Here is a 24,390-nt window from a genome sequence, read left to right on the forward strand (position 1 = left end):
GGCCCGATGAGCAGGGAGAGTGAGGAACGTGTTCCGACGTCGTCGTCGTGAGCAGCCGGAGCAGGCGATCGAGCAGGAGTCTGCCGCGCCATCGCGGGAGTCCGGCCCGTGGGACGCCGACGAGCCGCACCCGGAGGCCGAGCGGATCGACCTGGGCGGCCTGCGGCTGCCGCACAACCCCGACTTCGACGTGCGGCTGGCCTCCGTCGGGGATCAGCACGTCGGGGTGGTCGTCCTGTACGACGAGAGCTCGCTGCAGCTCCAGGCCCTGGCCGCGCCGCGCAGCTCCGGCCTGTGGGACGAGGTGAGGACCAAGATCCTTTCCCAGGCCAAGCACCTGGAGGAGCGGCAGGGGCCGTTCGGCAGCGAGCTGGCCGGCGAGATGAAGGTCGAGGGCAACAGCCGCCCGGCCCGCTACCTCGGCATCGACGGCCCCCGCTGGTTCCTGCTGGCGGTGATCTCCGGCAAGGCGGCGGTCGACGACGCGGTCGCGCAGGCGTACCTCGACTTCATCAAGGACGTCGTGGTCGTCCGCGGCGACGAGCCGATGGCGCGCGAGGAGCCCATCCCGCTGCGCCGTCCGAACGAGCAGTCGGGCGAGACGAGCGAGCAGCGGCCGGGTCTCAACCCGTTCAAGCGAGGACCTGAAATCAGTGAGATTCGCTAAGAGCTGACATCACATAGGCTGATGCATCATGAGTACGGCAGAACCCCCTAAACGTGGGGGATTGCGCGGGTTCTTCAGTCGGCTGGCCACCAGCCAGTCCGAGATAGAGGCCCAGGAACTCCGGGAGGACGCCGACGAGGTCGGCGCCACCCCGATCGTCTCGTGTGGCGGTCGCCGCCGCTTCTGTGTGGCGGGTACGCTACGTACGGTGACTCTGCGTCCGAGGGGTGGCGCCCCTGCTCTCGAGGCCGAGCTCTACGACGGGTCCGACGTGATCGACCTGGTCTGGCTCGGCCGCCGCAAGATCGCGGGCATCGAGCCGGGCCGCACGGTCAAGGCCGAGGGCCTGGTCAGCATGCAGGACGGGCGCAAGGTGATGTTCAATCCGCGTTACGAGCTGCGCCCAGGGAGTTGATCAGGTGAGTGCTGAGGCGGAAGAGGTCGCCCACGACACCGTTGAGGCGGCGGTGCGAGCACAGCTCGCCAAGGCGCTCGGCGGCGTGCGCGGCATCATCGAGGCGGCCGTCCCGACGATCGCGTTCACGTTGTCCTGGATCACGACGGAAGACCTGAAGCTGTCGCTCATCATCAGCGTCTCGCTGGCGGTGGTGCTGCTGGTGGTGCGGGTCGTTCAGCGGTCCACGCCGCAGTTCGTGATCAACAGCTTGATCGGCATCGCGATCGGCGCGTTCTTCGCCAGCAGATCGGGCGACGCGAAGGACTACTTCCTGCCCGGCATCCTGTACAACGCCGGCTACGCGGTGGCGATGCTGATCTCGATCGTCACGCGGTGGCCGGTCGTCGGCTTCCTGATCGGGTCGGTGACGGGTGACCCGACCGCCTGGCACAAGGATCCCGGCATCGTGCGGCTGTGCACGCGGCTGACGTGGCTGCTCATGCTGCCCTGCGCGGTCCGGGTGGCCGTGCAGGGGCCGGTGTACCTGTTCGGCGGCGGCGACGAGGCGGTGGCGGCGCTCGGCTTCGCCAAGATCGTGATGGGGTGGCCGCTGCAGGTTGCCGCGCTGGCGGCCATGCTGTGGGTGCTCGGCCGCGGCCGCACACCGATCAAGCCACCCGTCGCACCCGCCTGACCTGCCCGCGGCGGGGCCGGGAAGTCAGCGGCCCCTGTGGTCCGGGTCGAAGTCGGTGGGCTCGGCGGGCAGGGTGTAGCGGGCGCCGATGAGGTCCGCCACGCGCTGCCTGCTGTCCCGCGGCGACAGGTCGCCTTCCGGCGTGCCTTCGACGGCGGCCACCTCCTCCGCCAGCTCGGCATCGCCCAGCTTGTCGCGGATCCACGCCGAGTAGTCGCCGCGCCGCAGGTGGTGCAGCCAGGTGTCGTCGTCCACGCCCTCGCTCAGCTCGACGAACGTGTGCAGGTTCCTGGCCCGCAGCCGGAGCCGTTCCTCCGGCCCGATGAAGTAGAAGCTCTTGTCCTTGGCCATGGTGCCGGCCGCGTACTTGCGCCGGTGCCGGGTGCGCTCGGCTCGGGCGGGGGCCAGGGTCAGCTCGCGCGCGTACTCCGCACCGTCCTGCCAGAGCGCGAGATCGCCCTTCGGGGCGGGGCGCAGCGTGGGCGCGTCGAGGCCGCGGGCGGCGGCGAAGGCGGCCAGCGTGTTCCCCGGCTCCCTGCCCACCGCGATCGTGCTGGTGACCAGGCGGAGCGCGGCGGGGCTCAGCGCGTCGGGATGAACGGTGATCAACAGGAGCGCGCCCAGGTCGCCGGGATCCTGAATGGGCACGTGGCGTACCTCGGCGGGCATCAGGTGGTGGGCCTCGTCCAGGATGAGCCAGTGCGGGTGGCCCAGCTTGGCGCGCAGGCCGGCCAGGCGGGGCAGCAGCTCGGCGAAGTACGCGGGGCGGTCGCGCAGCTGCAGGCCGATCAGGTTGATCACGACGCTGTGGCCGGGCTGCTCCAGGACGTGCGCGACCTCGTCCACGGCCGGCACCCGGTCGGGGTCGCCGAGCACGGTGAGGCCCGGGTACTCCGCGTAGTCGCCCTCCGGGTCCACGATCGCGCACTGGTAGCCGTCGCCGGTCAGCCGTTCGAGCAGCGCGGTGGTGACCGTGGACTTGCCGCTGCCGGACGGGCCCGCCACCAGCAGGCCGATCCCGTACGAGGGCAGCCGCACCTCCTCCTCGCCCGCGTGACCGAGCAGGACGTGGTGGCGCGGCAGGTCCAGCTCGTCGAGGTCGCCCGTCAGCAGCAGCCCCGCCAGCTCGATCACGCCGCGCCCGTTCGCCTCGTCCAGGCAGAGGTCGCAGGCGTCCTTGAGCGCGGGCAGGGCGTTGGCGACGGCGGCGCCGCACTCGGCGGCGGTCAGGAACGCGTGGTCGTTCTCACCGTCGCCGACCGCCACCACGCTGTGCCGTGACAGGCCCAGGCGGTCGAGGGCGGCGCACAGGCCGGTGGCCTTGTTCACGCCGGGAGGCAGCACCATGACGGCACCCTTGTTGTAGATGACCTGCAGCTCCAGGCCCAGCTCGCGGATGAGCCCCAGGACGTGCACGTCGTGGGGCTCGCGGGTGGCGATCAGCACCTGGCCGACGCCCAGCGGGCTCACCCCCTCCACCCGCAGGCGCTCGGCCAGCTCGGCGGGCGGGGGTGCGGCGAGGGCGTCGCAGGTCCGCTGGCGCGGGTCGTACAGGAGGCCGCCGTTCTCGGCCACGATCAGGTCGAACAGGGCCGGGTGCGGGAAGACCGAGAGCAGGTCGTCCAGCTCGCGCCCGGTGACCAGCAGCAGCTTGAACCCGGCCCGGGACAGCCGCTCCAGCGCCTCGATCGTCGCCTCGTCCACCTGGCTGTCCCTGGCCAGGGTCTCGTCGTAGTCGCAGGCCAGCACGTTGTAGCGCATGCTCGCTCTCTACCCCTGGGCAGGCCGGCATCCAGCGGGGCAGGTGAAAGACAGGTGAACTTTGTCCCGTTTGCCGCTATCTCCAGGGAGCGGGTGCGGCTGCGTGCCGGCACCATGTACGCGGCGCTCGACCGGCTGGAAGGGGAAGGGCTGGTCGAGACCGAGCGGGAGGAGGTCGTGGACGGGCGGGCGCGGCGCTACTACCGGCTCACCCCGTCCGGGGAGGAACGGCTGGCGGCCGAGACCGAGCGACTGCGGCGCAACGTGGAGACCGCGACCGCGCGGCTGCGCTCACGGCACGACCTCGGGACGCTGGGGAGCGGCGCGTGAACGCTGTCGGCGGCCGTGCTGGGCGTCGCGGAGGTGCTCGCCGGGGCCGCCGGATCGAGGCCTTCGCCGGCGGCCGGGGCGGGGAGCTGAGCCCGGCGACCCACCCCGGGCTCCGCGTCTAGGCTCCCGGTATGACGATCATGCAGGTTCCAGGCTCGAAGTCCGTCACCGCCCGCGCCCTGTTCCTCGCCGCCGCCGCGCGCGGCACCACCGTGCTGCGGCGCCCGCTGGTCTCCGACGACACGGAAGGGTTCGCGGAGGGCCTGGCCGCGCTCGGCTACCGGGTGGAGCGGGGGCCGGAGGCGTGGACGATCGTGGGCCGGCCGGAGGGGCCCGCGTACGGGGAGGCGGAGGTGTTCTGCCGCGACGGTGCCACGACCGCGCGGTTCCTGCCCGCGCTGGCGGCGGCCGGGCACGGCGTGTTCCGCTTCGACGCCTCCCCGCAGATGCGCCGCCGCCCGCTCGGACCCCTCACCCGGGCGCTGCGCGAGCTGGGCGTGGACCTGACACATGAGGGGCAGGAGGGGCATCACCCGCTGACCGTGCGGGCCGGCGGCATCAAGGGCGGGCGGATCACGCTGGACGCGGGGTTGTCCTCGCAGTTCCTCACCGCGTTGTTGCTCGTCGGGCCGCTGACCGCCGAGGGGCTGGAGATCACCGTCACCGATCTCGTGTCGGCGCCGTACGTGGAGATCACGCTGGCGATGATGCGCAGCTTCGGGGTCGAGGTGCGGCGGGAGGGGGCCACGTTCCACGTGCCGCCGCAGGGGTACGAGGCGGCCGACTACGCCATCGAGCCCGATGCCTCCACGGCCGCCTACCCGCTCGCCGCCGCCGCCCTGACCGGGAACACCATCACGGTCCCCGGGCTGGGCTCCGGGGCGCTGCAAGGGGACGTGCGCTTCGCCGAGGTGCTGGAACGGATGGGCGCTGCGGTCGACATGTCACCTGATTCCATGACCGTCACCGGTACGGGCCGCTTGCGGGGCCTGACCGTCAACATGCGCGACATTTCCGACACCGTCCCCACGCTCGCCGCCATCGCTCCGTTCGCCGACGGCCCCGTCCGGATCGAGGACGTGTACAACACCCGCGTCAAGGAGTGCGACCGGCTGGAGGCGTGCGCCGAGAACCTGCGGCGGCTGGGTGTGCCGGTGAGCCTCGGCCGCGACTGGATCGAGATCACTCCGGCCCGGCCCCGCGCCGCCGAGATCGCCTGCCACGGTGACCACCGGATCGCCATGTCGTTCAGCGTCACGGGGCTGCGCGCGCCGGGGATCACGCTGGACGACCCCGGATGCGTGAAGAAGACGTTCCCCGGCTTCCACGAGGCGCTGGCGGGGCTGCGGGAGGAGTGGGGGATCCACCCTGGTAAAGATCTTCGCATCGAACCCTGAACCTCCTGATCCACATGTGCGGGTACGAAGGCAGGCGAACGACCACCTCACCTCGCATCGGGGGATCACCATGTACAAAAGCGCCCTGGCCGCCCTCACCATGACCGCAGCCGCCCTGCTCCTCGCCGCCGTACCCGCGCTCGCCGGCGACGACCTGGACGTCCACGGGCCGTCCCTCGTCATGTGCGACGAAGGGGTGGCCTACGTCATCAAGATGGGCACGCCGATGGTCGTGCAGACGACGACGGCTGAGTGCGCGGACACGGACGACGACAGCCACGAGTACGGGCTGAACTGAGACCCGCCGTGCCCGGTGCGGGAGGCCCTCGGTGGAAGGAAGGGTCGCGAGGGGCCTCCCGCTGCCAGGGGAGCGGGCCTCGGCGGCCTATCGGGCGCGCCCTTCGAGCAGGGCGGCCCAGAGCGCGAGTCCCTGCGCCGTCCTGACCCAGGGGCTTTCACGGACCCGCTCGCCTCGCGGGGTTCTCTCGGTTCGGCGGATGTGCACCAGGCCGCCTATGGCGAGCAGTTCGTAGATCGTCGGCAGGCACTCGCAGGTGTGGCCGCGGATCCTGGCCCTGACGCCTCTGCCCACCGATGGGCCCCAGGCGATCCTGAAGTATCCCGGCCGCGGGGGCTCCGGGTGCGGGAAGAAATGCGGGGGCTCGAAGACGGGGGTGCGGGGTTCGCCGCTGCCGGCGTCCTGGGCGCCCGCGCTTTCCGCTCGGGGGGCGTCTCTGGGATGGCGGTCATGCGTATCGGTCACGTGACTCTCCTTCCGTCTGGCTGTGGCGTGGGAGACATTCGCCCATCGGGCGCCGACACCCCGGGCGGGCAGTTCGGGAGCCGGGTGCAGGTGGCCTTCGAGCAGGGTGCGCCCGGCGCTGCCGATGCCCGGTGTGCCGGTCTGACAGGGTCATCCGCCGCCCTTCGCGAGGTGCTCAGAGCGTGGACAGCCCGGCGGCGCGTAGCTCGTCGCCGGTGAAGCGGAGGGTGCCGGCGTCCGGGTTCTTCGAGTCGCGCAGGGCGTAGGCGTCCTCGATGCCTGGGATCGGGGCGATCAGGACGCAGCCCTCGCCATCCTCGTCCTGCCGGCCGCCACCGCAGAGCCTGCTGAACGGCACCTCGTCGAGGTCGGTGCTGTACAGATCCGTCAGGGGAGCTCCCCTCGTGGGGGCCTGCCGAGTGCGCGGGGGCCGCGGAGCGTGGCCCATGGGGTGAGAGACGGTGTCGCTCTCGGTGACTGTGTGAGGACTGCTGGTCATGAGGGCATGCTAAAGCAGGCGTAGCGCTTGGTCTATATGTATCCTCTCGTTGGTACAGACAGATGAAGCACACCCGCCCTTCGGTGGCCGGCCTGTCGGCCAGCCGTCTCCCCTGCCCGTGGCCATTGACCACCTTGCGACAGGCTGCGCGGGCTGCGCCCGTACGACCGAGGACCTGTCCATCGCCGTCACGATGCTCGCCGCGGCGGGTTGCTGATCGCCGGGCCGGAGCGCCACATGATTCCCCAGCGCCACCTCGGGTAGCAGCCGTCCCGAAGACGCAGTCGCCGCGCTAAAGGGGGCACGCCATGGAGTGGTACACCTCCGCTGTACGGTCCGCGCTGGCTGCTACGTTCGGCACCGCCGCACGGCTGCGCCGGGGGCGGCCCTTCCATCCGTCCGGGCTGATCTTCGACGCGCATCTGCGTCTGCATGGCGCACCAAACCGGTGGGGTGCCGCTTTCCTGGACCAGCGGATATCCCTGCGCGGCGTCGCCCGACTGTCCCGCTCCATAGGCGTACCGGCGCCTCTCCCGGACATCCTCGGCCTCGCGTTCCGCTGGCAGGACGACGACGCCACCGCCGACCTGCTGCTGGCCACCACCGGCCGCACCACGCTCGGACGGCGGCTGCTCCGCCCCACAACCCAGTGGACAGGCCTGTACACTTCGCTGTTCCCCTACCAGGCAGACGGTCGGCGGCTGCTGCTCGGCGCGCTGCTCCACACGCCCACGCCGCTGCCAGCCGCGCTTGACGCTGTCGCGCAGGCTGTCGAATCCGGCCCGCTCCTCCTTGAACTCCTCGTTGCCGCCCCGTCGGGTCCGTGGCAGCTCTTCGGCCAGGTCGAACTGTCTGGGCCGCCGATCGGGGACGCGGACATGCGGTTCAACCCCCTCCGCCACCCCATCCCGGATCTACGTCCGGCAGGATGGCTGAACGAGGTACGCGACGCCGCTTACGTGGCTGCCCAACGGGTGCCAGACCCTGTGGACAAGTCCCTCACCTGCTAAGGCGTTTGCCTGTTCTTGGCTGCTGTCCTGGCACTGTGGAGTACGGCCACCTCGGGGGAGGACAAGTGGGTCGCCGCTATCCGCGACCATGCCGCCAGACTCGCGTTCCCGGAGTGGACCCCACAAGCCGGCGACTGGACCAACCTCCACACTGGGTTCGTCGACGACGGCACCCCGTACACGGAAGTCTCCGTCCCCGGTTGCGGGAATGATTCCCCACAGCATGCCGCAGTCGGGGCAGCACCTCGGTTCTGGGGCGTCAATGTCAGGGCGGACCCACTGGTGCCAGTGGGCGCCTACCTGATGTTCGGCGTGGTGCTCGGCTGGCTTCCACAGCATCCGGCAGCGCCGCGTCCTCAAGTACACGGACGCTCTGAGGGCGACCGAGCTTGTCGGTCGCGTTCGCCAACTGAAGCAGGCGATCCAGATGGTTCAGGACGAACTCGCGATGCCGGCCAAGGTGGCGCGCTCGTGGGTGAAGTCCGTCTTAGACCCAACCGCGACCTTATCGAATACCTGTTCGTCCCGACGGGTAGGGTCGCCACCATGCAGGACCCTCCCTCGGTACGCCTCCCCTCCCACCCGGCCAAGGCCGGGCTGCTGCTCCAGTAGCGAAAGGCCTCGACGGGCCAGTGGGAAGCGCTGGTGGCGTACACGCTGGACGTACCTGGCTACCGGGGCGACCTCAAGACGGAAGAGTCTTGGATGCAGGCGTACGAGGTGGAGCCCATCGCGGGCGAGGACTACAACAGAGTGCCACGCACCCAGGCCTGAACATCATCAAGGATCCTGCGGCCGGATCACCGCAGGCTAGACGGCCCCGAGCTTCCCCAGGCTCGGGGCCGTCGCCATACCCGGGAGACCATCGAGGACGGCGACGACCTGGATGACGACCTGGCCGCGTACTCCATGAGCCCGTACTGAGTGTTCCCCGATCGGGAGGCCCCCGGCCAAGTGCCAAGGGGCCTCATCGGGGACCCAACGTTACGGGCGCGGCTGGTCGCCGTAGTGCTGACGAGTTCCGGTGTACTCGCGGCGTTTACGCAAACCTGCGAGACCGGCCAGCCCCAGCAGCCCTAGCAGACCCCACAGGCCCTCGTTGCCGCCGTCGTCTCTGTCGTTGTCTCGTGGAGCGGGTGTGACCTGGCTTTGTGCGGCTGGCCCGGCTGGCGAGTCAGCCGCTGCTGCTGCGGCTGGGGCGAGCGTAAGGATGAACGCTAGACCAAGCCCGGTAAGCGTCTTACGCATTGGGTTCCCCCGATCTGGTGGCTTCCAGCAATGTGCGGAAGCTTCTGGCGCGGCCTCCCCGATGGGAAGGCCTCCGGCGAGGTGATGTCCAATTTTCCCTGCTAGGGGCCCTCATGCCACCGGCTGAGGGCATCAAACACCTTCACGCTCTCCGAGGGAGGCCGTTCGTGGGTATCGCCTCCCGCATCCAAGAGACTCTGTATCGGGCAACCGGCCGTACCGAACTGGCGGAGGTCGTCCGGGACAAGCGGGCCGCGATGGCGATGGTCTCCCATCTCCAAGAGAGCATCGCCGACCTCGAAGCCCGCATGTACGAGCCGGGCTGGCAGAAGCTCACCGCGATGGCGGCATGGCGTACGTCTTGGGCCAAGCCTTCCTTGACGACCCCGGCAACAATCGCTGCCTGACCGGCCGCGCGAACGCCCAGCTGAAGAGCTGGAGAATCCTCCGCCAGCTACGCTGCAGCCCGAGCAAGGCCGGCCACCTGCGCAAGGCCATCGCCGTCCTGCAGAATCACCGAGTTGCGCAGGCGGCGTGAGGATGAAAAAAGTTCAGTGTCCGTCCTACGGGACCGGGGGCGGGGCTTCTTCGCGTGTGAGGAACACCTGCCGTCAGGTGACGAATCGCATCTAGGCCGACCTTGTACTGCGCTTCTACGGTCGAGGCATGTACCTCAAACGCTTCGCCACCATTATGGGCGCGGCGCTGCTGGCGGCCTGCACGGTGGCCGTCCCGGCGCACGCTCAGGACTACGACTACGTGTGCCTGTTCGGCGGCCAGACGTTCCCGCCTGTCGGAGCGCACTACGACTTCTCGGGCAACGGATGCCGCGGGGCAGGAAGTGCTGACGTGACGATCGCGGCACCGCCGGCGTACCACTTCTGCCGGACGGCGGAGATCACCAATACGATCACACGATCCTTGTGGGCGACCGACTGCGTGCAGATCCAAAACTGAACGAGGCACGTCGCCGTGCAACGAGAAGCCCTCGCTCTGGTCTACGGACCGGGGGCGAGGGCTTCTTCGTGTTGACGGCTATTGCCACGCTGTCGTGGTCGAGCCCGTCCTTGGAGAGGCGGATCGTCACGTTATCGCGATGAAGCAGTTCAAGGACGTCATTGAGATGGGACTCCAGCAACGTCGATGCCTCAGGTTCAACACAGCGCAACCACACGTGCCATCCGATGGCGTTCTTCTGGCGGCGCTAAGGCGCTCGACGACCTTCGGAAGCGCGGCCTTATATACGCGTCCGAACTTGGGGTCGTTCGTCGGGCCGGAGCCGCCCCACGACGAGGAGTAGGAGTGTGGACGCGCGGGCGCCCCGTCATCCGATGGATGGCGGGGCGCTTTCATGATCGTGCGCTACGCATGCGTCATGATCTTTGAGAATGCCAGAATCAATCTGACCCGATATGAAACGCGTTCTGTTGTCCAACTGCTGGCGAGGGCATGATTCACTCCCGGACCAGCAGTGCCACACACTCCACGTGGTGGGTCATCGGGAAGGCGTCGAAGGCGCGCAGGTCGGAAAGGGTGTAGCCGCCGTCGCGTAGCCAGGCCAGGTCCCTGGCCAGCGTGGCCGGGTCGCAGGACACGTAGACGATGCGCAGGGCGTCCAGGGAGACGATGCGTTCCACCACGTCACGGCCCAGGCCGGCGCGGGGCGGGTCCACCACGACGAGGTCGGCGCGTTCGATCTGGAAGCGGTCCAGGGCTTCCTCCACGCGGCCCCGTTCCACCCGGGCCTGGGGCAGGTCGCGGAGGTTGGCGCGGGCGTCGCGGACGGCGGCGGCCTCCGACTCCAGGCCGAACACCGCTCCCTCCGGGCCCACGACCTCCGCCAGGCCGGCCGCGAAGAGGCCGACCCCGCAGTAGAGGTCGAGCGCCCACTCGCCGGGCTCGGGGGCGGCGTAGGCGAGCACCGCGTCCAGCAGGGTCTCGGCGGCCCCGGGGTGCACCTGCCAGAAGCCGCTCCCGGCGACCCGGAACTCCCGGTCGCCGACCTGCTCGTGCAGCACGCCCGAGCCGCGCCGCGGCACCGTGCGGCCCTTGCCCTGGTCGAGCAGGACCGAGGCGGGCGCCTCCAGGTCGGGGACGGTGACGCTGCGCCGGGCGCGCGGGGCGACGACGACGGCGCGGTCGCCGCCCGAGGAGGCGATCACCTCGACACCGGCGGCGCCCGGCCACAGGTGGTCCTCGACGCCGGCCGCCTCCACCTCGGGGTGGGCGATCAGGCAGGCGTCCACGACCTCGATGTCGTGCGAGCGGTGCCGGCGGAAGCCGAGCTCGCCGGTGGAGGTGGCGGCGAACTGCACCCGGGTGCGCCAGCCGAGCCCGTCCTTGGCCCCCGGCACCTCCTCCACGACGACCTCGCGCTCGATGCCCGCCAGGCGGCGCAGCTGCTCGCTGACGACCTGGGCCTTGAGGCGGCGCTGGGCCTCCAGCGTGGCGTGCTGCCAGTCGCAGCCGCCGCAGCGGCCCGGGCCCGCGTAGGGGCAGGGCGGGACGACGCGGTCGGGGGAGGCCTCGAGGATCTCGACGGCGTCGGCCCGCAGGAAGCGAGAGGTCTCCTCGGTGACGTCGGCGATCACCCGCTCGCCTGGCAAGGCGTGCCGTACGAACACCACCCGCCCCTCGTGGCGCGCCACACACCAGCCGCCATGGGCGACCGGACCTACCGTCAACTCGAGAGATACCTGTTCCACATCCGACACCTTAGTGCCCTTACCCGGATGACCACTTATCGGACTTGATCCATTACGCTGAGTGTCCATGGGAAGGGTGGTGCGGCGGCGGCTCGGGTTCGGGGGGACGCTGGTGGCCACGCTGTTCGCCTGCGCCTCGCTGACACCGTCGCTGCTGCCCCGCACGTGGCTGTACCAGGGGGTGATGGGGGCGGTCACCGGCATACTCGGGTACGCGGTGGGCGCGGCCATCGGCGCGCTGTGCCGCACGGTGATCCGGTTGCCCGGGCGGGGGCGGCGGGCCGCCTGGCGGGTGATGCTGGCCGGGTGCGGCGTGCTGGCGGTGGTGGCGCTGTGGTACAGCTTCGACTGGCAGCGCGACCTGCGGGCGCTGATGGGGATGGACACGCGGATCACCTGGTTCCCGCCGGTGATCCTGGCCGTGACGCTCGTCCTGTTCGGCGCGGCACTGCTGGCCGCCAGGCTCGTCCGGCTCGGGGGGCGCAAGCTGAACGCCTGGCTCGACCGGTACGTCCCCGCGTACGTGGGTCATGCCGTCGGGGTGCTGGTCATCGGGTCGCTGGTGGCGGTGTTCGCCAACGACGTGCTGTTCAACGGGTTCGTGACCAGGATGAGCGACATCTCCTCCGTCGCGAACGAGGGCACGCATCCGGGCGTGCGCCCGCCGGCCTCGGCGTACCTGTCGGGCGGGCCGAGGTCGCTGGTGAGCTGGGAGTCGCTGGGCCGGGAGGGCCGCCGGTTCACCGGCACGGCGGCGACGCCCGCGCGGCTGCAGGCCTTCTCGGGAAGGCCGGCCACGCAACCGATCAGGGTTTACATCGGCCTTGACAGCGCGGCCTCGCCGGCCGCCCAGGCGGCGCTGGCCGTGCGCGAGCTGGAGCGCACCGGCGCGTTCGGCAGGCCCGTGCTGGCCGTGCTCGGCACCACGGGCACCGGCTGGGTCGACCCGCACATCGCCGACACCCTGGAGTACATGTACAACGGCCGCTCCGCGATGGTCGCGATGCAGTACTCGTACCTGCCGAGCTGGGTGTCGTTCCTGGTCGACAGGGAGAAGGCGGCGGCGGCGGGCAGGGCGCTGTTCGAGGCCGTGCGCGAGCGGTGGGCGCGGCTGCCGGCCGGGGCGCGGCCGAGGCTGCTGCTGTCGGGCGAGAGCCTGGGCTCCTACGAGCTGGAGCAGTCGTTCGGTGACCTGGCCGACCTGGTGGCGCGGGCGGACGGCGCGGTGTTCGTGGGGCCGCCGAACGCCAACCCCATCTGGCAGCGCCTCACCGGCGGCCGCGATCGCGGCAGCCCTGTGTGGCGGCCCGTCTACCAGGACGGCAGGACCGCCAGGTTCGCCCAGCACCCCGCCGACCTGCACCGGCCGGCCGCGCCGTGGCCGCGCCCGCGCGTGGTCTACCTGCAGAACGCCTCCGACCCCGTCGTGTGGTGGTCGCCCCGGCTGATCTACCGCAGGCCCGCGTGGCTGGAGGGCCCGCGCGGGCCGGGAGTGAACCCGGAGATGAACTGGTTCCCGCTGGTGACGTTCTGGCAGGTGCTGGTGGACATGACGAGCGCGCTGGACGTGCCGCCGGGCCACGGCCACCGGTACGGTGCCAACATCGTCGACGGCTGGGCCGCCGTGGCCGCGCCCCCGGGCTGGGGCCCGCACGACACGTGGCGGCTACGGGCGCTTGTCGGCTAGCCGCTGCGACTCCTCCTTGGCCGTGTGGTGCCACGGCCGCCGCACCGCCCCCGGCGCGAACGGCTCCGGCCTGCCCTTGAGCCGGTCGGACGAGTGGAGCTGCCACGGCACGCTGGTCACCATCACGCCGGGCTTGAACAGCAGCCGCGCCTTCAGCCGCAGCGCGCTCTGGTTGTGCAGCAGGTGCTCCCACCAGTGGCCGACCACGTACTCGGGGATGAAGACGGTCACCACGTCGCGCGGCGAGCGCCGGCGGATGGTCTTGACGTAGTCGAGGATCGGCTGCGTGATCTCCCGGTACGGCGAGTCGAGCATCTTCAGCGGCACCGGGATGCCCCGCCGCTCCCACTCCTCCTGCAGCTTGCGCGCCTCGTCGCCCTCCACGCCGACCGTGATGGCCTCCAGCGTGGACGGACGGGTGGCGCGGGCGTACGCCAGGGCGCGCATGGTGGGCTTGTGCAGCTTCGAGACGAGCACGATCGTGTGGTTGCGGGCGGGCAGCATGGCCGGCTCGTAGTCCTCGGTGAGCTCCAGCTCGGCCGCCACCTTGTCGTAGTGGCGCCTGATGCCCTTCATCATGAGGAACAGCACCGGCATCGCGATCACCACGATCCACGCGCCGACCAGGAACTTCGTCAGCAGCACCACGATCAGCACCAGCCCCGTCATGACCCCGCCGAAGAAGTTGATCACACGGGAGCGGTGCATCTGGTGGCGGATCCTGGGGTCGGTCTCGGTCTTCAGGTGGCGGGTCCAGTGGATGACCATGCCGGTCTGGCTGAGCGTGAAGGAGACGAAGACGCCGACGATGTACAGGTTCAGCAGGCGGCTGACGTCCGCCTGGAACCCCCACAGCAGCAGGCACGCGCCCAGCGCCAGGATGATGATGCCGTTGGAGAAGGCCAGCCGGTCGCCCCGGGTGTGCAGCTGGCGCGGCAGGTAACGGTCCTGCGCCAGGATCGAGCCGAGCACCGGGAAGCCGTTGAAGGCGGTGTTCGCCGCCAGGAACAGGATCAGCGCCGTCACCGCGGAGATCACGATGAACGGCACGGAACCGCCGCCGAACACCGCGTCGGCCACCTGCGAGATGATCGGCTGCTGGTAGTAGCCGGGGCCGACGGGCGTGCCGTCCGGCTTGAGCAGGTCGCGGGCGACCACCGACGGCTCGGCCACCTTCACGCCCGACGCCAGGCCGAGCGCGATGATGCCGCTGAACATCGTGATCGCGACCAGGCCCATCATCAGCAGCGTGGTGGCCGCGTTCTTGCTCTTGGGCTTCCTGAACGCGGGCACGCCGTTGCTGATGGCCTCCACACCGGTCAGCGCGGCACAGCCCGACGAGAACGCGCGCAGCACCAGGAACGCCGCGGCGAAGGCGGTGAGGTTGTGCTGCTCGGGCTCGATCGTGAAGTGCGCGCTCGGCGCCTCGATGTCCTCGTGCAGCACCAGCAGCCGGAACCCGCCCCAGGCGATCAGGCCCAGGACGGAGATCATGAACGCGTACGTGGGGATGGCGAAGGCGGCGCCGGACTCGCGGATGCCGCGCAGGTTGACCACGGTGAGCAGGACGACGATGACGATGGCGACGGCGGGCTTGTGCTGCCCCACGAACGGGATCGTGGCGCCGACGTAGTCGACGCCGTTCGCGACGGACACCGCGACGGTCAGCACGTAGTCGACCATGAGCGCGCTGGCCACGGTGAGCCCGGCGTTCTTGCCGAGGTTGGTGGTGGCGACCTCGTAGTCGCCGCCGCCGCTGGGATAGGCGTGCACGTTCTGCCGGTACGAGGCCACGACCGTGAGCATCACGACCACGACGGCGATGGCGACCCAGGGGCTGAAGGAGTAGAAGGAGACGCCGGCCAGGGAGAGGATGACCAGGATCTCTTGGGGGGCGTAAGCGACGGACGAGAGCGCGTCGCTCGCGAAGACCGGCAGTGCGATCCGTTTGCGGAGTAGTTGCTCGTGGAGCTGCCCGCTTCGCAGGGCACGTCCCACGAGCAAGCGTTTGACAAGATCCGTTACCTTCGCCACGTAACGAGATGCTAGCCCCATGCCGAGGCCCTAAACGCGGCGCTCCCCCCTGGGGCCATACTGGTGTCGAGCAACCGGCCGACCGCTGACGATGCGGGGGGAAATGCATATAGTGATCATGGGATGTGGCCGGGTGGGATCGACCCTCGCGCACATCCTTGAGGACAGCGGACATTCCGTCGCCATCATCGACCGCGACCCGCAGGCGTTCCGCCGGCTGCGCGCCGGGTTCCGCGGGCGGCGGGTGACCGGCGTCGGCTTCGATCGCGACGTGCTCACCGAGGCCGGCGTCGAGTCGGCCACCGCCTTCGTGGCGGTCTCCAGCGGCGACAACTCCAACATCATCTCCGCCCGGGTGGCGCGGGAGACGTTCGGCGTCGACAACGTGGTGGCCCGCATCTACGACCCCCGCAGGGCCGAGGTCTACCAGCGGCTGGGCATCCCCACGGTGGCCACCGTGCGCTGGACCGCCGACCAGATCATGCGCCGCATCCTGCCCGAGGGCGCCGAGCCGCTCTGGCGCGACCCCACCGGCACCGTCGTCCTGGCCGAGGTCACCGTGAACGCCTCCTGGATCGGCACCCGCGTCGTCGATCTCGAGGCCCGCGCCCGCGTCCGCGCCGCCTTCCTCAACCGCATGGGGGAGGCCGTCACGATCTCCGACGACACCGTGGTGCAGGAGGGCGACGTGCTGCACGTCATCGCCGCGGAGAACGACATGGACCGGATCAACAAGGTGCTCGCCGCGGCACCGGAAGAGGACGAGTGAGATGCGCGTCGCCATCGCCGGAGCGGGCGCCGTCGGCCGCTCCATCGCGGCCGAGCTCCTGGAGAACGGCCACGAGGTCCTGCTCATCGACAGCGACCCCCGAGCCATCAAGATCGACAGCGTCCCCCGCGCCGAATGGCTGCTCGCGGACGCCTGCGAGATCGCCTCGCTCGACGAGGCCGGCCTCAACAACTGCCACGTCGTCGTCGCCTCCTCCGGCGACGACAAGGTGAACCTGGTGGTCTCGCTGCTGGCCAAGACCGAGTACGGCGTGCCGCGCGTGGTGGCCCGCATCAACCACCCCAACAACGAGTGGCTGTTCAACGAGTCGTGGGGCGTGGACGTCGCCGTCTCCACGCCGCGCCTGCTGAGCGCCCTGGTGGAGGAGGCGGTCAGCGTCGGCGACCTGGTGCGATTGATGACGTTCCGCCAGGGTCAGGCGAACCTGGTGGAGCTGACGCTGGCGGAGGACGCGCCGGTGGTGGGGCAGCGCGCGGGCTCTGTCCCGTGGCCGGTGGACGCGGCCCTGGTGGCGATCCTGCGCGAGGGCCGCGTCCTGGTCCCGACGGCCGACGACCCGCTGGAGGCGGGCGACGAGCTGCTCTTCGTGGCGAACCAGGAGGTGGAGCAGGAGCTGGCGCACCTGCTCTCCCAGCACTGAGCCCGCCTCGCCGCCGGGCGCCCGCGCCGGCCGGGAAGCCCGCGCGGGCGCCGTTCGGTCAGCCGGTCAGCAGCTTCGCCGCCGGGACGACCTGGCGCTGGATCGACGGGCTCGACCAGTGGAGCTGGGCGATGGCGTCGTAGCCGTTGTCGTAGAACTCCATCCTGAGGTCGTGCGCGCCGGCGGTCAGCGCGATCTGGCCGCTGTCGTCGCGCTTGGAGTGGTCCGTCCAGGCGTCCACGACGAGCGTGCCGTCCACCCACAGGCGCACGCCGTCGTCGCTGGTCGTGATGAACGTGTACGTCTCCGCGCGGTCGGCGATCACCTTGCCGGTCCATCGCACGCTGAAGGTGTCCGGGCCGATGGCCGGGTCGGGCGTGCCGGCGCCCCAGTCGAAGTTCACGCCGGGGTCGACGCGCGTGAGCTTCGGGCCGGTCAGGTCGGCGTTGTCGAAGTAGGTCGCGGACAGGCCCTGCTCCTGGATGACCAGCGTCGTGGCCGAGCGGGCGGGCAGCGTCAGCGTGGCCTTGCCGCCCGCGACCTCGGCCGTGCCGGCCCGGTGCGGGGCCCACGCGGCCTCGGTGCTCTGCCAGAGCGCCGCCGTGCCCGCCGTCAGGCCGGTGAAGCCGAGCGTGGTGTCCAGGGGCTCGGTGCCGACGTTGACGAGGACGACGTTCTTGCCCCCGTCGGAGGCGAACGCGTGCAGGAGCGCGTTGTCCGCGGTGGCGGCGACCATGGTGGTGCCGAACGGGCGGAACAGGCCCTCGCCGGTGAACATGCCGATGCCGTGGTAGATCGGCAGCGGTTCGCTGCGCGGGATGCCGCCCTCGCCGTCCGTGCTCGTCAGGCCGAGCTGGCCGTTCTTGTCGCCGTACTGGTAGGCGGCGGCGCCGGCGTGCAGGATCTGGCCGAGCGCGGCGGCGCCCCACAGGGTGTTGAAGTGGGTGAGCGTGCGTCGGCCGCCGGGGTCGTCGAAGTCGGAGTTGAACTCGCCGATCTGGATGTCGATCTCGCGGCCGAGCACCGACTCGGCCAGCGCGCCGACCTCCTTGAGGTCCGTCTCGTAGCCGCGGACGACGGTGGTCAGGAGGTCCTGGTCGGTGACGGTCTCGCTGCCGTTGCCGTAGTCGTGGTAGTCGAGGAAGTCGACCCGGTCGCCGGAGCCCTCCAGGAACGTCCTGATGTAGGAGTGGTCGTTCCAGGCCGTGGCGGGGCCGCCGACGGTCACCCCGGGGTCCTCGGCGTCGAGGGCGTCGGCGATCAGGTTGAAGCGGCTGCTGTACTCGGCGGCCGTCATCTCCGGCTTCTCCGGGGTGCAGGCGCAGTTGAGCTCGTTGCCCAGGATGAAGCGCCGCACCGGCGTCCCCCAAGCGGCGAAGTGCCGGTAGAGGGCGACGGCGTCGTCGCGGTTCACCTCGGCGCTCTGGCGGCCGTCCACCTGGAGGATGACGACGGGCTCCGCGCCCAGGTCGCGGATGGCCGCGATCCAGGCGTCACCGGTGATGGTCGTGTCGCACTTGTAGCCGCCGCAGACGATGGGACTGGTGTGGTCGCCGGGCCGCTCGTAGTGCAGCTCTATGCGCATCCGCCCCGGTGCGAGGTCGCTGAGGAGCTCGCGGTGCCGGGCGTCGTTCGTGATGTACGAGCCGCTGCCGTACCCGGTGATGCCGATGCCGTAGTCGGCGGGGGAGAGCGTGCGGATCGGCCGGGTGAAGTCCACCGAGACGGTGGCGGAGGCGGCGGCCTGCGCCGGCGCCCCCGCCGTCCAGATCGTTGCGGTGGCCAGCCCGATCGTCAGGGCGGCACGCACTGCACGGCGCGCTAATGAGGTCATTGTTCTCCTGTCGCTGTCGCGAGATCCAGTGGATCATGACAGAAGTGGATGACGGCGGCGTGAACGATCAGCCGGCGGGCCGCCCGCCGGGGAGCGCGGTTCCGAGCCGTTCCTTCACCGCCGCCACCCGGTCCGCCAGCGGTCCCGGCGGGATCGGGACGCACTCGTACCCGAGCGAGGTGTAGGCGTCCCGGTGGATGCGCTCGAACCGGAGGGCCTCCTCGTAGGTGATCCGTCGCGCCGCGGTCGGGGTGACGAATCCGGGGCTGCACACGAACAGGACCGTCCTGTCGTAGATCCGTTCCGCCGCGGCCCGTTCCAGCTCGCGGGTCAGGGCCGGTGGGACGGGGTGGCCGAGGTAGGTCGCCAGGGCGTAGGTGCAGATGGGGGAGCGGTCGTAGAACTGCACGTCGCCGGGCAGGGCGGCGGCCCGCTCCTGGCGGCGCCGCTGCAGGGCGGCGATGTCCGCCACGAAGGACGGGCTGGTCCACGGCTCGTCGTCGCCCTGGGCCTGGCGCAGGGCGATGACGTCGGTCGCCGCCTCGTCGACGACGGTGTAGCCGTCGAGCTCCAGCCACCGCAGGATCGCGGTCTTGCCTGCTCCCGGGGTGCCGGTCAGGATGTAGCGCTTCACCGGATCGTTCCTCGCTCGTCGTGGATCCGGACGCCGTTCGACGACGGATCGTCCTGATCCGTTGGTCGTTCGGCTGAGAGGACGGCGATGGGCCGGATGGCGGGGTGCGGTGTCCTTGCGAGCGCCGGTTCGGTGAGGGGCGCGGGATGCCGCGGAGGGCCGTCCGATTCGGAGCGTATCAGGCCCGTGCGGCGGCCGGGGCCGGCCTCCCATCCGTGACCGTATGGGGGTTTCGGTCCTCCCGGGTGACGGTCCCGATGGCCTGCGCAGACGCCCCAACGATCACTTTGGTTTACACCCGCTTTAGGGAAATATTCCGTTTTAGATGACAAATCGGTATCGGTCCCGACAGAATGCGGAGCCATCCAGCGTCTACCGCAACTGGAGGAAACCCCCTATGCGTAGACCCCTTGGGGTACTCGCCGCAGCCGTCAGCCTGGCAGCGATCGCCACGCCCGTGAGCGCGGCGCAGGCTGCCGCGGCGTCGGAAGCGGCGCGGTGTCGCGTGAGTGTGGCCAAGCCGCACGTCAGCGACACGCTGAAGATCCAGTCCGCGGCCGCCCGGCGCGGCTGCTTCAATTCCGCGCTGCTGCGCATCCGCATCCTGCGGGCCGTTCCCGGCAAGGACCCGGTCGTCAAGAGCGGAGCCACCAGGAAGGGCCGCCTCACGCTCACGCTCGCCTGCGAGCCCGGCACCTACTACGCGACGGCCACCGACTACCGCGGCCGCCCGGTCAGGTCCAAGGCCGCCAAGCTGACCTGCACGCCGGGCAGCGGCACGCCGGCCCCCAGCCCGAGCCCCACCTCACCCGCGCCCAGCCCCACCTCACCCAGCCCCACCTCGCCCAGCCCCACCTCGCCCGCGCCGAGCCCCACCTCCTCGGCCCCGCCCTCCGGCACCGTGGGCACCGCCGAGGAGAACGAGGTCGTGCGGCTGGTCAACGAGGAGCGCGCCAAGGGCGGCTGCTCCGCCGTCAAGCACGACCCGCAGCTGCGCGCGGCCGCCTTCGGGCACTCGGCCGACATGGCCGCGAAGGACTACTTCAGCCACACCTCCAAGGACGGCCGCTCCTTCACGGACCGCATCAAGGCGGCCGGCTTCACCGGAGGCTCCGGCTGGGCCGAGAACATCGCCAAGGGGCAGCGCACCCCCGCCCAGGTCATGCAGTCCTGGATGACCAGCTCCGGGCACCGCGCCAACATCATGAACTGCAAGTACAACCTCATCGGGGTCGGCGTGGCCAAGGACTCCTCGGGCACGCCCTACTGGACCCAGGACTTCGCGGCCAGGTGACCGGGTTTCGCCTGTGACCGGGGGCCAGGGCTCTCCAGGCGTCCGGAGCCCTGGCCCCGTTCATGCTCCGCGGCGGCACGCGCGATCAGCGCACGGTGAGCACCAGCTTGCCGGTCGTGTGCCCCGTCTCGCCCAGCGCGTGCGCCTTCGCCGCGTCCGCCAGCTCGTACGTGCCGGCGATCTCGGCGCGCAGCCGGCCGTCGGACGCGAGCTCCGCGATGGCGGCCATCCCGGCGTGGTCCGCCTCCACCAGCATGACCTCCGCGCGCACCCCGAGACGGGCGGCCTCCTCCGCGAGCGCGGCCATGCCGCCGTCGAGCAGGAGCGAGACCAGGAGGCCGCCGGGACGCAGGCTGCGCAGGGAGCGGATGGCGTGGTCGCTGCCCTGGGCGTCCAGGACGACGTCGGCGTCGCGGACGGCCTCGGCGACGTCCGTGGTGCGGTAGTCGATGACCTCGTCGGCGCCCAGGGAGCGGAGGAAGCCGTGCTTGGGGGCGCTGGCGGTGCCGATGACGTACGCGCCGCGGGCCTTGGCGATCTGTACGGCGAGGTGTCCGACGCCGCCGGCCGCCGCGTGGATCAGCACCCGCCGGCCGGCTTCCAGGCGGGCGGTGTCCACCAGGGCCTGCCAGGCGGTGAGGGCGGCGAGCGGCAGGGCGCCGGCCTGCACGTGGTCGAGGGCGGCGGGCTTGAGTGCGAAGGCGCGGGCGGGGCCGGTGACGTACTCGGCGTGCGAACCGGCCCCGTGCGGGTACGGCAGCATGCCGAACACCTCGTCGCCCGGCTTGAACAGGGTGACGCCCGGGCCGGCCGACTCGACGACGCCGGAGACGTCCCAGCCGAGGGTGAAGGGCGGCTCGCCGAGGAAGAGCCCGGGGATGGAGCGGTGCTTCCAGTCGGTCGGGTTGAGGCCGGCGGCGTGCACCCGGACGAGGATCTCGCTGAGACCGGCCGCGGGCCGTGGCAGGCGGATCTCCTTGAGCACGTCGGGGCCGCCGACGACGTCCTGGCTGATCGCGCGCATGGTGGGCATGTCGTTCATGGTTCCCAGCCTGCGGGGTGCGGCGGCCGGGCGGGAGTGGCATGAATGCCATCCATCGATAGAATCCTGCCATGCATCGTGTCGTCGTCCTGGCGCTGGACGGGGTGTACCCGTTCGAGCTCGGAATCCCGCAGCGGGTGTTCGGCATCGCCGACGGTCTGTACGAGGTGGTGACCTGCACGGTCGACGGCCGGCCGGTGCGCACCTGCGCCGACTTCACGATCATGGCGGACCGGGGGCCGGAGGCGCTGGCCTCGGCCGACACGGTGATCATCCCTCCGTACACGGCGGCCCCCGACTCGGCGGAGCTGCCCGCCCCGGTGGCGGACGCGCTCGCGCTGATCCCGGCCGGTGCGCGCATCGTGTCCATCTGCACCGCCGCCTTCACCCTCGCCGCCGCCGGCCTGCTCGACGGGCGCCCCGCCACGACCCACTGGGCGCTGGCGCCCCGCTTCCGTGAGCTGTTCCCCCGGGTGGCTCTCGACGCGAACGTGCTGTTCGTGGACGACGGCGACGTGCTCACCTCGGCGGGAGCGGCGTCCGGGGTGGACGTGTGCCTGCATCTCGTACGCAAGGACCACGGCAGCCAGGTGGCCAACCACGTCGCGCGGCGGTGCGTGGTGCCGCCGTGGCGGGACGGCGGGCAGGCCCAGTACATCGAGCAGCCCGTGCCGGAGCCGTCCGCGACGGGGACGGCGGCCACGCGGGAGTGGGCGCTCACCCGGCTGGAGCAGCCGCTGACGCTGACCGACCTGGCCAGGCACGCCCGGATGAGCCTGCGCACGTTCGCCAGGCGCTTCCGCGACGAGGTCGGGACGAGCCCGGGGCGGTGGCTGATCCAGCAGCGGGTGGCCCGGGCGCGGGAGTTGCTGGAGTCCAGCGACCTGCCGGTCGAGGTGATCGCGGCGCGGGTGGGGTTCGGGACGGCGGCGTCGCTCCGGCAGCACCTGCACGCCGCGATCGGGGTCTCGCCGCAGTCCTACCGCCACACCTTCCAGGCCGCGGGCCGGGGCTGACCGGCGGCCCTTCAGAGGGACGAGCGCAGGCGGCCCATCTCCCCGGCGATGGTGGCCACCGTCCAGTGGGCGTTGAGGCCGCTCGGGTTCGGCAGCACCCACACGCGGGCGCCGCCCACCGTCTCCGGCTGCGGCCCGATGACCGCCTTGGGGCGGGCGAAGGCGGTGCGGTAGGCGGAGATGCCGAGCACGGCCAGCACCTTCGGGCCGGCCGAAGCGACCTTCCCGGCCAGCGCCTCGCCGCCTGCCAGCAGCTCGTCGCGGGTCAGCTCGGCGGCCCTGGCGCTGGCCCGGGGCACGATGTTGGTGATGCCCAGCCCGTACGAGGGGAGCAGGTGCTGCTCGGCGGGCGCCAGCAGGCGCGGCGTGAAGCCGGACAGGTGCAGCGCCGGCCAGAAGCGGTTGCCCGGGCGGGCGAAGTGGTGGCCGGTGGCCTCGGACATGAGGCCGGGGTTGATGCCGCAGAACAGCACGTCGAGGGAGGGGCCGAGAACGTCGTCGAGCACGTGCCGGAGGGTAGCCGATGCAGGGACGTGATCAGCCCATGTCCTCCAGCTTGCGGCCCTTGGTCTCCCTGACCCACTTGCTCACAAAGAGGAAGGACAGCAGCGCGAAGATCGCGTACATGGTGTAGGTGAGCGGCAGGTTCCACTCGGCCAGGGCCGGGAACGACACCGTGATCAGCCAGTTGGCGACCCACTGGGCCGCCGCCGCGACGCCCAGGGCGGCGGCGCGGATGCGGTTGGGGAACATCTCGCCGAGCAGCACCCAGACCACCACACCCCATGACAGCGCGAAGAACAGCACGAACACGTTGGCCGCGATCAGCGCGATCGCGCCCTGCGGGTCGGGCAGCGAGACGGACTCGCCCTCGCCCACGGCGGAGCTGAACGCCCACGCCGCCGTGGCCAGCGCGATGGCCATGCCGGCCGAGCCGATCAGCAGCAGCGGCCTGCGGCCGATCTTGTCCACCAGGGAGATCGCGATGAACGTGCCCACGATGTTGATGATGGAGCTGGAGAAGCTGATCAGCAGGGAGTCGCTCTGGTTGATGCCGACCGACTGCCACAACACGGAGGAGTAGTAGAAGATCACGTTGATGCCGACGAACTGCTGGAAGGTCGAGAGCACGATGCCGATCCACACGATCGGCAGCAGCCCCATCGCCCGGCCGCGCAGATCCTTCAGCCCCGGTACGCGTTCGGTGCGCAGCACGTGCTGGATCTCCGTGATGCGGTCGTCGAGGTCCACGTCGTCGCCCTCGATCTCGGACAGCACCTCGCGGGCCCGCCGCGTCCGTCCCGACATGACCAGGTAGCGGGGCGACTCGGGGATGGTCGAGGCGAACAGCAGGAACAGCAGCGCCGGCACGACGCAGGCGCCGAGCATCCACTGCCACGCCTCCAGCCCCCACAGGATGTTGTTGACGTCCCCGCCCGCCAGGCGCGCGATCACGTAGTCGACGAGCTGCGAGACCGCGATGCCGAGCACGATGGCGAGCTGCTGGAACGAGCCCAGCCGGCCTCGGTAGGCGGGCGGGGCGACCTCGGCGATGTAGGCGGGGCCGAGCACCGACGCCATGCCGATCGCGAAGCCCGCGACGATCCGCCACAGCGCCAGGTCCCAGATGGCGAACGGCAACATCTGCCCGATGGAGCTGACCGCGAACAGCACCGCCGCGACCTGCATCGACCGCGTACGCCCCCACCGGTCCGCCAGCCCGCCACCCACCCAGGCACCCAGGGCGGAGCCCAGCAGCGCGATGGCCACCACGAAGCCGGTCTCGAACGAGCCCACCTGGAAGTGCTTCTGGATGCCGACCACCGCGCCGTTGATGACGGAGCTGTCGTACCCGAACAGGAACCCACCGATGGCTGCGGCTGCCGTGATGAAGATGACATGCCCCAGATGCTCATGATGGGTGTGTTGCGTTGCCATGCAGGCACCT

Annotated in this window: 27 protein-coding genes; 16 read left to right on the forward strand and 11 right to left on the reverse strand. The window is 70.8% G+C overall.

All coding sequences use genetic code 11. From position 1 onward, the window contains the following. The first annotated feature begins 28 nt into the window (after nucleotides 1–28). The 3 genes from AB0I79_RS07700 to AB0I79_RS07710 are packed head-to-tail and all read left to right on the forward strand — an operon-like array spanning nucleotide 29 to nucleotide 1,758. Entirely contained in the window at nucleotides 29–667 is a 639-nt protein-coding gene (locus AB0I79_RS07700) for a DUF3710 domain-containing protein (protein ID WP_357868414.1), read from the forward strand. A gap of 28 nt (nucleotides 668–695) precedes the next feature. Further along, nucleotides 696–1,082, forward strand: a complete 387-nt coding sequence (locus AB0I79_RS07705) for an OB-fold nucleic acid binding domain-containing protein (RefSeq protein WP_043614113.1) — start codon at nucleotides 696–698, stop codon at nucleotides 1,080–1,082. 4 nt (nucleotides 1,083–1,086) lie between these two features. Continuing rightward, nucleotides 1,087–1,758, forward strand: a complete 672-nt coding sequence (locus tag AB0I79_RS07710; RefSeq protein ID WP_357868416.1) for a DUF3159 domain-containing protein — start codon at nucleotides 1,087–1,089, stop codon at nucleotides 1,756–1,758. A 24-nt stretch (nucleotides 1,759–1,782) separates the two neighbouring features. Here AB0I79_RS07710 and AB0I79_RS07715 read toward each other — a convergent pair whose 3' ends face one another. Then, nucleotides 1,783–3,519: an HAD hydrolase family protein gene (locus tag AB0I79_RS07715; RefSeq protein ID WP_357868419.1), complete on the reverse strand. Its 1,737-nt coding sequence runs from the start codon at nucleotides 3,517–3,519 to the stop codon at nucleotides 1,783–1,785. Nucleotides 3,520–3,573: 54 nt separating this feature from the next. Between AB0I79_RS07715 and AB0I79_RS07720 the strand changes: the two genes are divergently transcribed. From AB0I79_RS07720 to AB0I79_RS07730, 3 genes are all read left to right on the forward strand, one after another. Next, complete coding sequence (locus tag AB0I79_RS07720) at nucleotides 3,574–3,849, forward strand: helix-turn-helix transcriptional regulator (RefSeq protein WP_357868421.1); 276 nt, start codon at nucleotides 3,574–3,576, stop codon at nucleotides 3,847–3,849. Between the two features lie 131 nt (nucleotides 3,850–3,980). Continuing rightward, nucleotides 3,981–5,246: a 3-phosphoshikimate 1-carboxyvinyltransferase gene (gene aroA, locus AB0I79_RS07725; RefSeq protein ID WP_357868424.1), complete on the forward strand. Its 1,266-nt coding sequence runs from the start codon at nucleotides 3,981–3,983 to the stop codon at nucleotides 5,244–5,246. Nucleotides 5,247–5,316: 70 nt separating this feature from the next. Beyond that, nucleotides 5,317–5,544 carry a hypothetical protein gene (locus tag AB0I79_RS07730; RefSeq protein WP_357868426.1) on the forward strand — a complete coding sequence of 76 codons (228 nt, stop codon included), beginning with the start codon at nucleotides 5,317–5,319 and terminating at the stop codon, nucleotides 5,542–5,544. Between the two features lie 87 nt (nucleotides 5,545–5,631). On the opposite strand, the gene AB0I79_RS07735 is transcribed toward AB0I79_RS07730, so the two are convergent. Both AB0I79_RS07735 and AB0I79_RS07740 read right to left on the reverse strand, forming a co-directional pair. Further along, nucleotides 5,632–6,009 (reverse strand): hypothetical protein, encoded by a 378-nt coding sequence (locus tag AB0I79_RS07735; protein ID WP_357868429.1) that lies wholly within the window; start codon nucleotides 6,007–6,009, stop codon nucleotides 5,632–5,634. Nucleotides 6,010–6,184: 175 nt separating this feature from the next. Continuing rightward, nucleotides 6,185–6,508, reverse strand: a complete 324-nt coding sequence (locus tag AB0I79_RS07740; RefSeq protein WP_357868432.1) for a DUF397 domain-containing protein — start codon at nucleotides 6,506–6,508, stop codon at nucleotides 6,185–6,187. Nucleotides 6,509–6,816: 308 nt separating this feature from the next. On the opposite strand from AB0I79_RS07740, the gene AB0I79_RS07745 reads away from it, so the two are divergent. From AB0I79_RS07745 to AB0I79_RS07755, 3 genes are all read left to right on the forward strand, one after another. Further along, nucleotides 6,817–7,518 carry a hypothetical protein gene (locus AB0I79_RS07745; RefSeq protein ID WP_357868435.1) on the forward strand — a complete coding sequence of 234 codons (702 nt, stop codon included), beginning with the start codon at nucleotides 6,817–6,819 and terminating at the stop codon, nucleotides 7,516–7,518. A gap of 471 nt (nucleotides 7,519–7,989) precedes the next feature. Continuing rightward, entirely contained in the window at nucleotides 7,990–8,130 is a 141-nt protein-coding gene (locus AB0I79_RS07750) for a hypothetical protein (protein WP_357868437.1), read from the forward strand. 33 nt (nucleotides 8,131–8,163) lie between these two features. After that, nucleotides 8,164–8,292: a hypothetical protein gene (locus AB0I79_RS07755; protein WP_357868440.1), complete on the forward strand. Its 129-nt coding sequence runs from the start codon at nucleotides 8,164–8,166 to the stop codon at nucleotides 8,290–8,292. A gap of 210 nt (nucleotides 8,293–8,502) precedes the next feature. On the opposite strand, the gene AB0I79_RS07760 is transcribed toward AB0I79_RS07755, so the two are convergent. Further along, the gene (locus tag AB0I79_RS07760) at nucleotides 8,503–8,766 is read right to left on the reverse strand and encodes a WGxxGxxG family protein (RefSeq protein ID WP_357868442.1); all 264 of its coding nucleotides are present in this window, start codon (nucleotides 8,764–8,766) and stop codon (nucleotides 8,503–8,505) included. A gap of 167 nt (nucleotides 8,767–8,933) precedes the next feature. Here AB0I79_RS07760 and AB0I79_RS07765 point away from each other — a divergent pair, with 167 nt between their 5' ends. Beyond that, nucleotides 8,934–9,173 (forward strand): hypothetical protein, encoded by a 240-nt coding sequence (locus tag AB0I79_RS07765; RefSeq protein WP_357869701.1) that lies wholly within the window; start codon nucleotides 8,934–8,936, stop codon nucleotides 9,171–9,173. Nucleotides 9,174–9,432: 259 nt separating this feature from the next. Further along, nucleotides 9,433–9,723 (forward strand): hypothetical protein, encoded by a 291-nt coding sequence (locus tag AB0I79_RS07770; protein WP_357868444.1) that lies wholly within the window; start codon nucleotides 9,433–9,435, stop codon nucleotides 9,721–9,723. Between the two features lie 497 nt (nucleotides 9,724–10,220). On the opposite strand, the gene AB0I79_RS07775 is transcribed toward AB0I79_RS07770, so the two are convergent. Then, on the reverse strand, nucleotides 10,221–11,471 hold the full coding sequence (locus AB0I79_RS07775) for a class I SAM-dependent RNA methyltransferase (RefSeq protein WP_357868447.1): 1,251 nt from the start codon (nucleotides 11,469–11,471) through the stop codon (nucleotides 10,221–10,223). Nucleotides 11,472–11,538: 67 nt separating this feature from the next. On the opposite strand from AB0I79_RS07775, the gene AB0I79_RS07780 reads away from it, so the two are divergent. Next, nucleotides 11,539–13,158: an alpha/beta-hydrolase family protein gene (locus AB0I79_RS07780; protein ID WP_357868450.1), complete on the forward strand. Its 1,620-nt coding sequence runs from the start codon at nucleotides 11,539–11,541 to the stop codon at nucleotides 13,156–13,158. On the opposite strand, the gene AB0I79_RS07785 is transcribed toward AB0I79_RS07780, so the two are convergent. Continuing rightward, on the reverse strand, nucleotides 13,138–15,192 hold the full coding sequence (locus tag AB0I79_RS07785; protein ID WP_357868453.1) for an APC family permease: 2,055 nt from the start codon (nucleotides 15,190–15,192) through the stop codon (nucleotides 13,138–13,140). The two genes, AB0I79_RS07780 and AB0I79_RS07785, sit on opposite strands and share 21 nt — an antisense overlap. Before the next feature lie 103 nt (nucleotides 15,193–15,295). Between AB0I79_RS07785 and AB0I79_RS07790 the strand changes: the two genes are divergently transcribed. Further along, nucleotides 15,296–15,961 carry a TrkA family potassium uptake protein gene (locus AB0I79_RS07790; RefSeq protein WP_357868455.1) on the forward strand — a complete coding sequence of 222 codons (666 nt, stop codon included), beginning with the start codon at nucleotides 15,296–15,298 and terminating at the stop codon, nucleotides 15,959–15,961. 1 nt (nucleotide 15,962) lies between these two features. Beyond that, nucleotides 15,963–16,622 (forward strand): TrkA family potassium uptake protein, encoded by a 660-nt coding sequence (locus tag AB0I79_RS07795; RefSeq protein WP_357868458.1) that lies wholly within the window; start codon nucleotides 15,963–15,965, stop codon nucleotides 16,620–16,622. Nucleotides 16,623–16,680: 58 nt separating this feature from the next. Here AB0I79_RS07795 and AB0I79_RS07800 read toward each other — a convergent pair whose 3' ends face one another. Beyond that, nucleotides 16,681–18,456, reverse strand: coding sequence for a PA14 domain-containing protein (locus tag AB0I79_RS07800; protein ID WP_357868460.1), 1,776 nt, complete (start codon nucleotides 18,454–18,456; stop codon nucleotides 16,681–16,683). A gap of 67 nt (nucleotides 18,457–18,523) precedes the next feature. Beyond that, complete coding sequence (locus tag AB0I79_RS07805) at nucleotides 18,524–19,090, reverse strand: AAA family ATPase (RefSeq protein WP_357868462.1); 567 nt, start codon at nucleotides 19,088–19,090, stop codon at nucleotides 18,524–18,526. A gap of 505 nt (nucleotides 19,091–19,595) precedes the next feature. On the opposite strand from AB0I79_RS07805, the gene AB0I79_RS07810 reads away from it, so the two are divergent. Then, nucleotides 19,596–20,384 (forward strand): CAP domain-containing protein, encoded by a 789-nt coding sequence (locus AB0I79_RS07810; RefSeq protein ID WP_357868465.1) that lies wholly within the window; start codon nucleotides 19,596–19,598, stop codon nucleotides 20,382–20,384. An 85-nt stretch (nucleotides 20,385–20,469) separates the two neighbouring features. On the opposite strand, the gene AB0I79_RS07815 is transcribed toward AB0I79_RS07810, so the two are convergent. Next, complete coding sequence (locus tag AB0I79_RS07815) at nucleotides 20,470–21,426, reverse strand: NADP-dependent oxidoreductase (protein WP_357868468.1); 957 nt, start codon at nucleotides 21,424–21,426, stop codon at nucleotides 20,470–20,472. Between the two features lie 71 nt (nucleotides 21,427–21,497). On the opposite strand from AB0I79_RS07815, the gene AB0I79_RS07820 reads away from it, so the two are divergent. Next, nucleotides 21,498–22,442, forward strand: coding sequence for a helix-turn-helix domain-containing protein (locus tag AB0I79_RS07820; protein ID WP_357868471.1), 945 nt, complete (start codon nucleotides 21,498–21,500; stop codon nucleotides 22,440–22,442). Nucleotides 22,443–22,453: 11 nt separating this feature from the next. Here the strand turns inward: AB0I79_RS07820 and mug are convergent, their stop codons facing one another. Then, complete coding sequence (gene mug, locus AB0I79_RS07825; protein WP_357868474.1) at nucleotides 22,454–22,948, reverse strand: G/U mismatch-specific DNA glycosylase; 495 nt, start codon at nucleotides 22,946–22,948, stop codon at nucleotides 22,454–22,456. Nucleotides 22,949–22,979: 31 nt separating this feature from the next. Then, nucleotides 22,980–24,380 (reverse strand): sugar porter family MFS transporter, encoded by a 1,401-nt coding sequence (locus AB0I79_RS07830; protein ID WP_357868477.1) that lies wholly within the window; start codon nucleotides 24,378–24,380, stop codon nucleotides 22,980–22,982. Between the last annotated feature and the right edge of the window lie 10 nt (nucleotides 24,381–24,390).

It is taken from the genome of Nonomuraea sp. NPDC050202, assembly GCF_040656115.1.
Lineage (GTDB): Bacteria > Actinomycetota > Actinomycetes > Streptosporangiales > Streptosporangiaceae > Nonomuraea.

Coding starts and splice junctions, on each gene's coding strand:
- AB0I79_RS07705 (WP_043614113.1), top strand. CDS start 696: ATGAGTACGGCAGAACCCCCTAAACGTGGGGGATTGCGCGGGTTCTTC.
- AB0I79_RS07715 (WP_357868419.1), bottom strand. CDS start 3,519: ATGCGCTACAACGTGCTGGCCTGCGACTACGACGAGACCCTGGCCAGG.
- aroA (WP_357868424.1), top strand. CDS start 3,981: ATGACGATCATGCAGGTTCCAGGCTCGAAGTCCGTCACCGCCCGCGCC.
- AB0I79_RS07730 (WP_357868426.1), top strand. CDS start 5,317: ATGTACAAAAGCGCCCTGGCCGCCCTCACCATGACCGCAGCCGCCCTG.
- AB0I79_RS07740 (WP_357868432.1), bottom strand. CDS start 6,508: ATGACCAGCAGTCCTCACACAGTCACCGAGAGCGACACCGTCTCTCAC.
- AB0I79_RS07745 (WP_357868435.1), top strand. CDS start 6,817: ATGGAGTGGTACACCTCCGCTGTACGGTCCGCGCTGGCTGCTACGTTC.
- AB0I79_RS07760 (WP_357868442.1), bottom strand. CDS start 8,766: ATGCGTAAGACGCTTACCGGGCTTGGTCTAGCGTTCATCCTTACGCTC.
- AB0I79_RS07770 (WP_357868444.1), top strand. CDS start 9,433: ATGTACCTCAAACGCTTCGCCACCATTATGGGCGCGGCGCTGCTGGCG.
- AB0I79_RS07780 (WP_357868450.1), top strand. CDS start 11,539: ATGGGAAGGGTGGTGCGGCGGCGGCTCGGGTTCGGGGGGACGCTGGTG.
- AB0I79_RS07790 (WP_357868455.1), top strand. CDS start 15,296: ATGCATATAGTGATCATGGGATGTGGCCGGGTGGGATCGACCCTCGCG.
- AB0I79_RS07795 (WP_357868458.1), top strand. CDS start 15,963: ATGCGCGTCGCCATCGCCGGAGCGGGCGCCGTCGGCCGCTCCATCGCG.
- AB0I79_RS07800 (WP_357868460.1), bottom strand. CDS start 18,456: ATGACCTCATTAGCGCGCCGTGCAGTGCGTGCCGCCCTGACGATCGGG.
- AB0I79_RS07815 (WP_357868468.1), bottom strand. CDS start 21,426: ATGAACGACATGCCCACCATGCGCGCGATCAGCCAGGACGTCGTCGGC.
- AB0I79_RS07820 (WP_357868471.1), top strand. CDS start 21,498: ATGCATCGTGTCGTCGTCCTGGCGCTGGACGGGGTGTACCCGTTCGAG.
- AB0I79_RS07830 (WP_357868477.1), bottom strand. CDS start 24,380: ATGGCAACGCAACACACCCATCATGAGCATCTGGGGCATGTCATCTTC.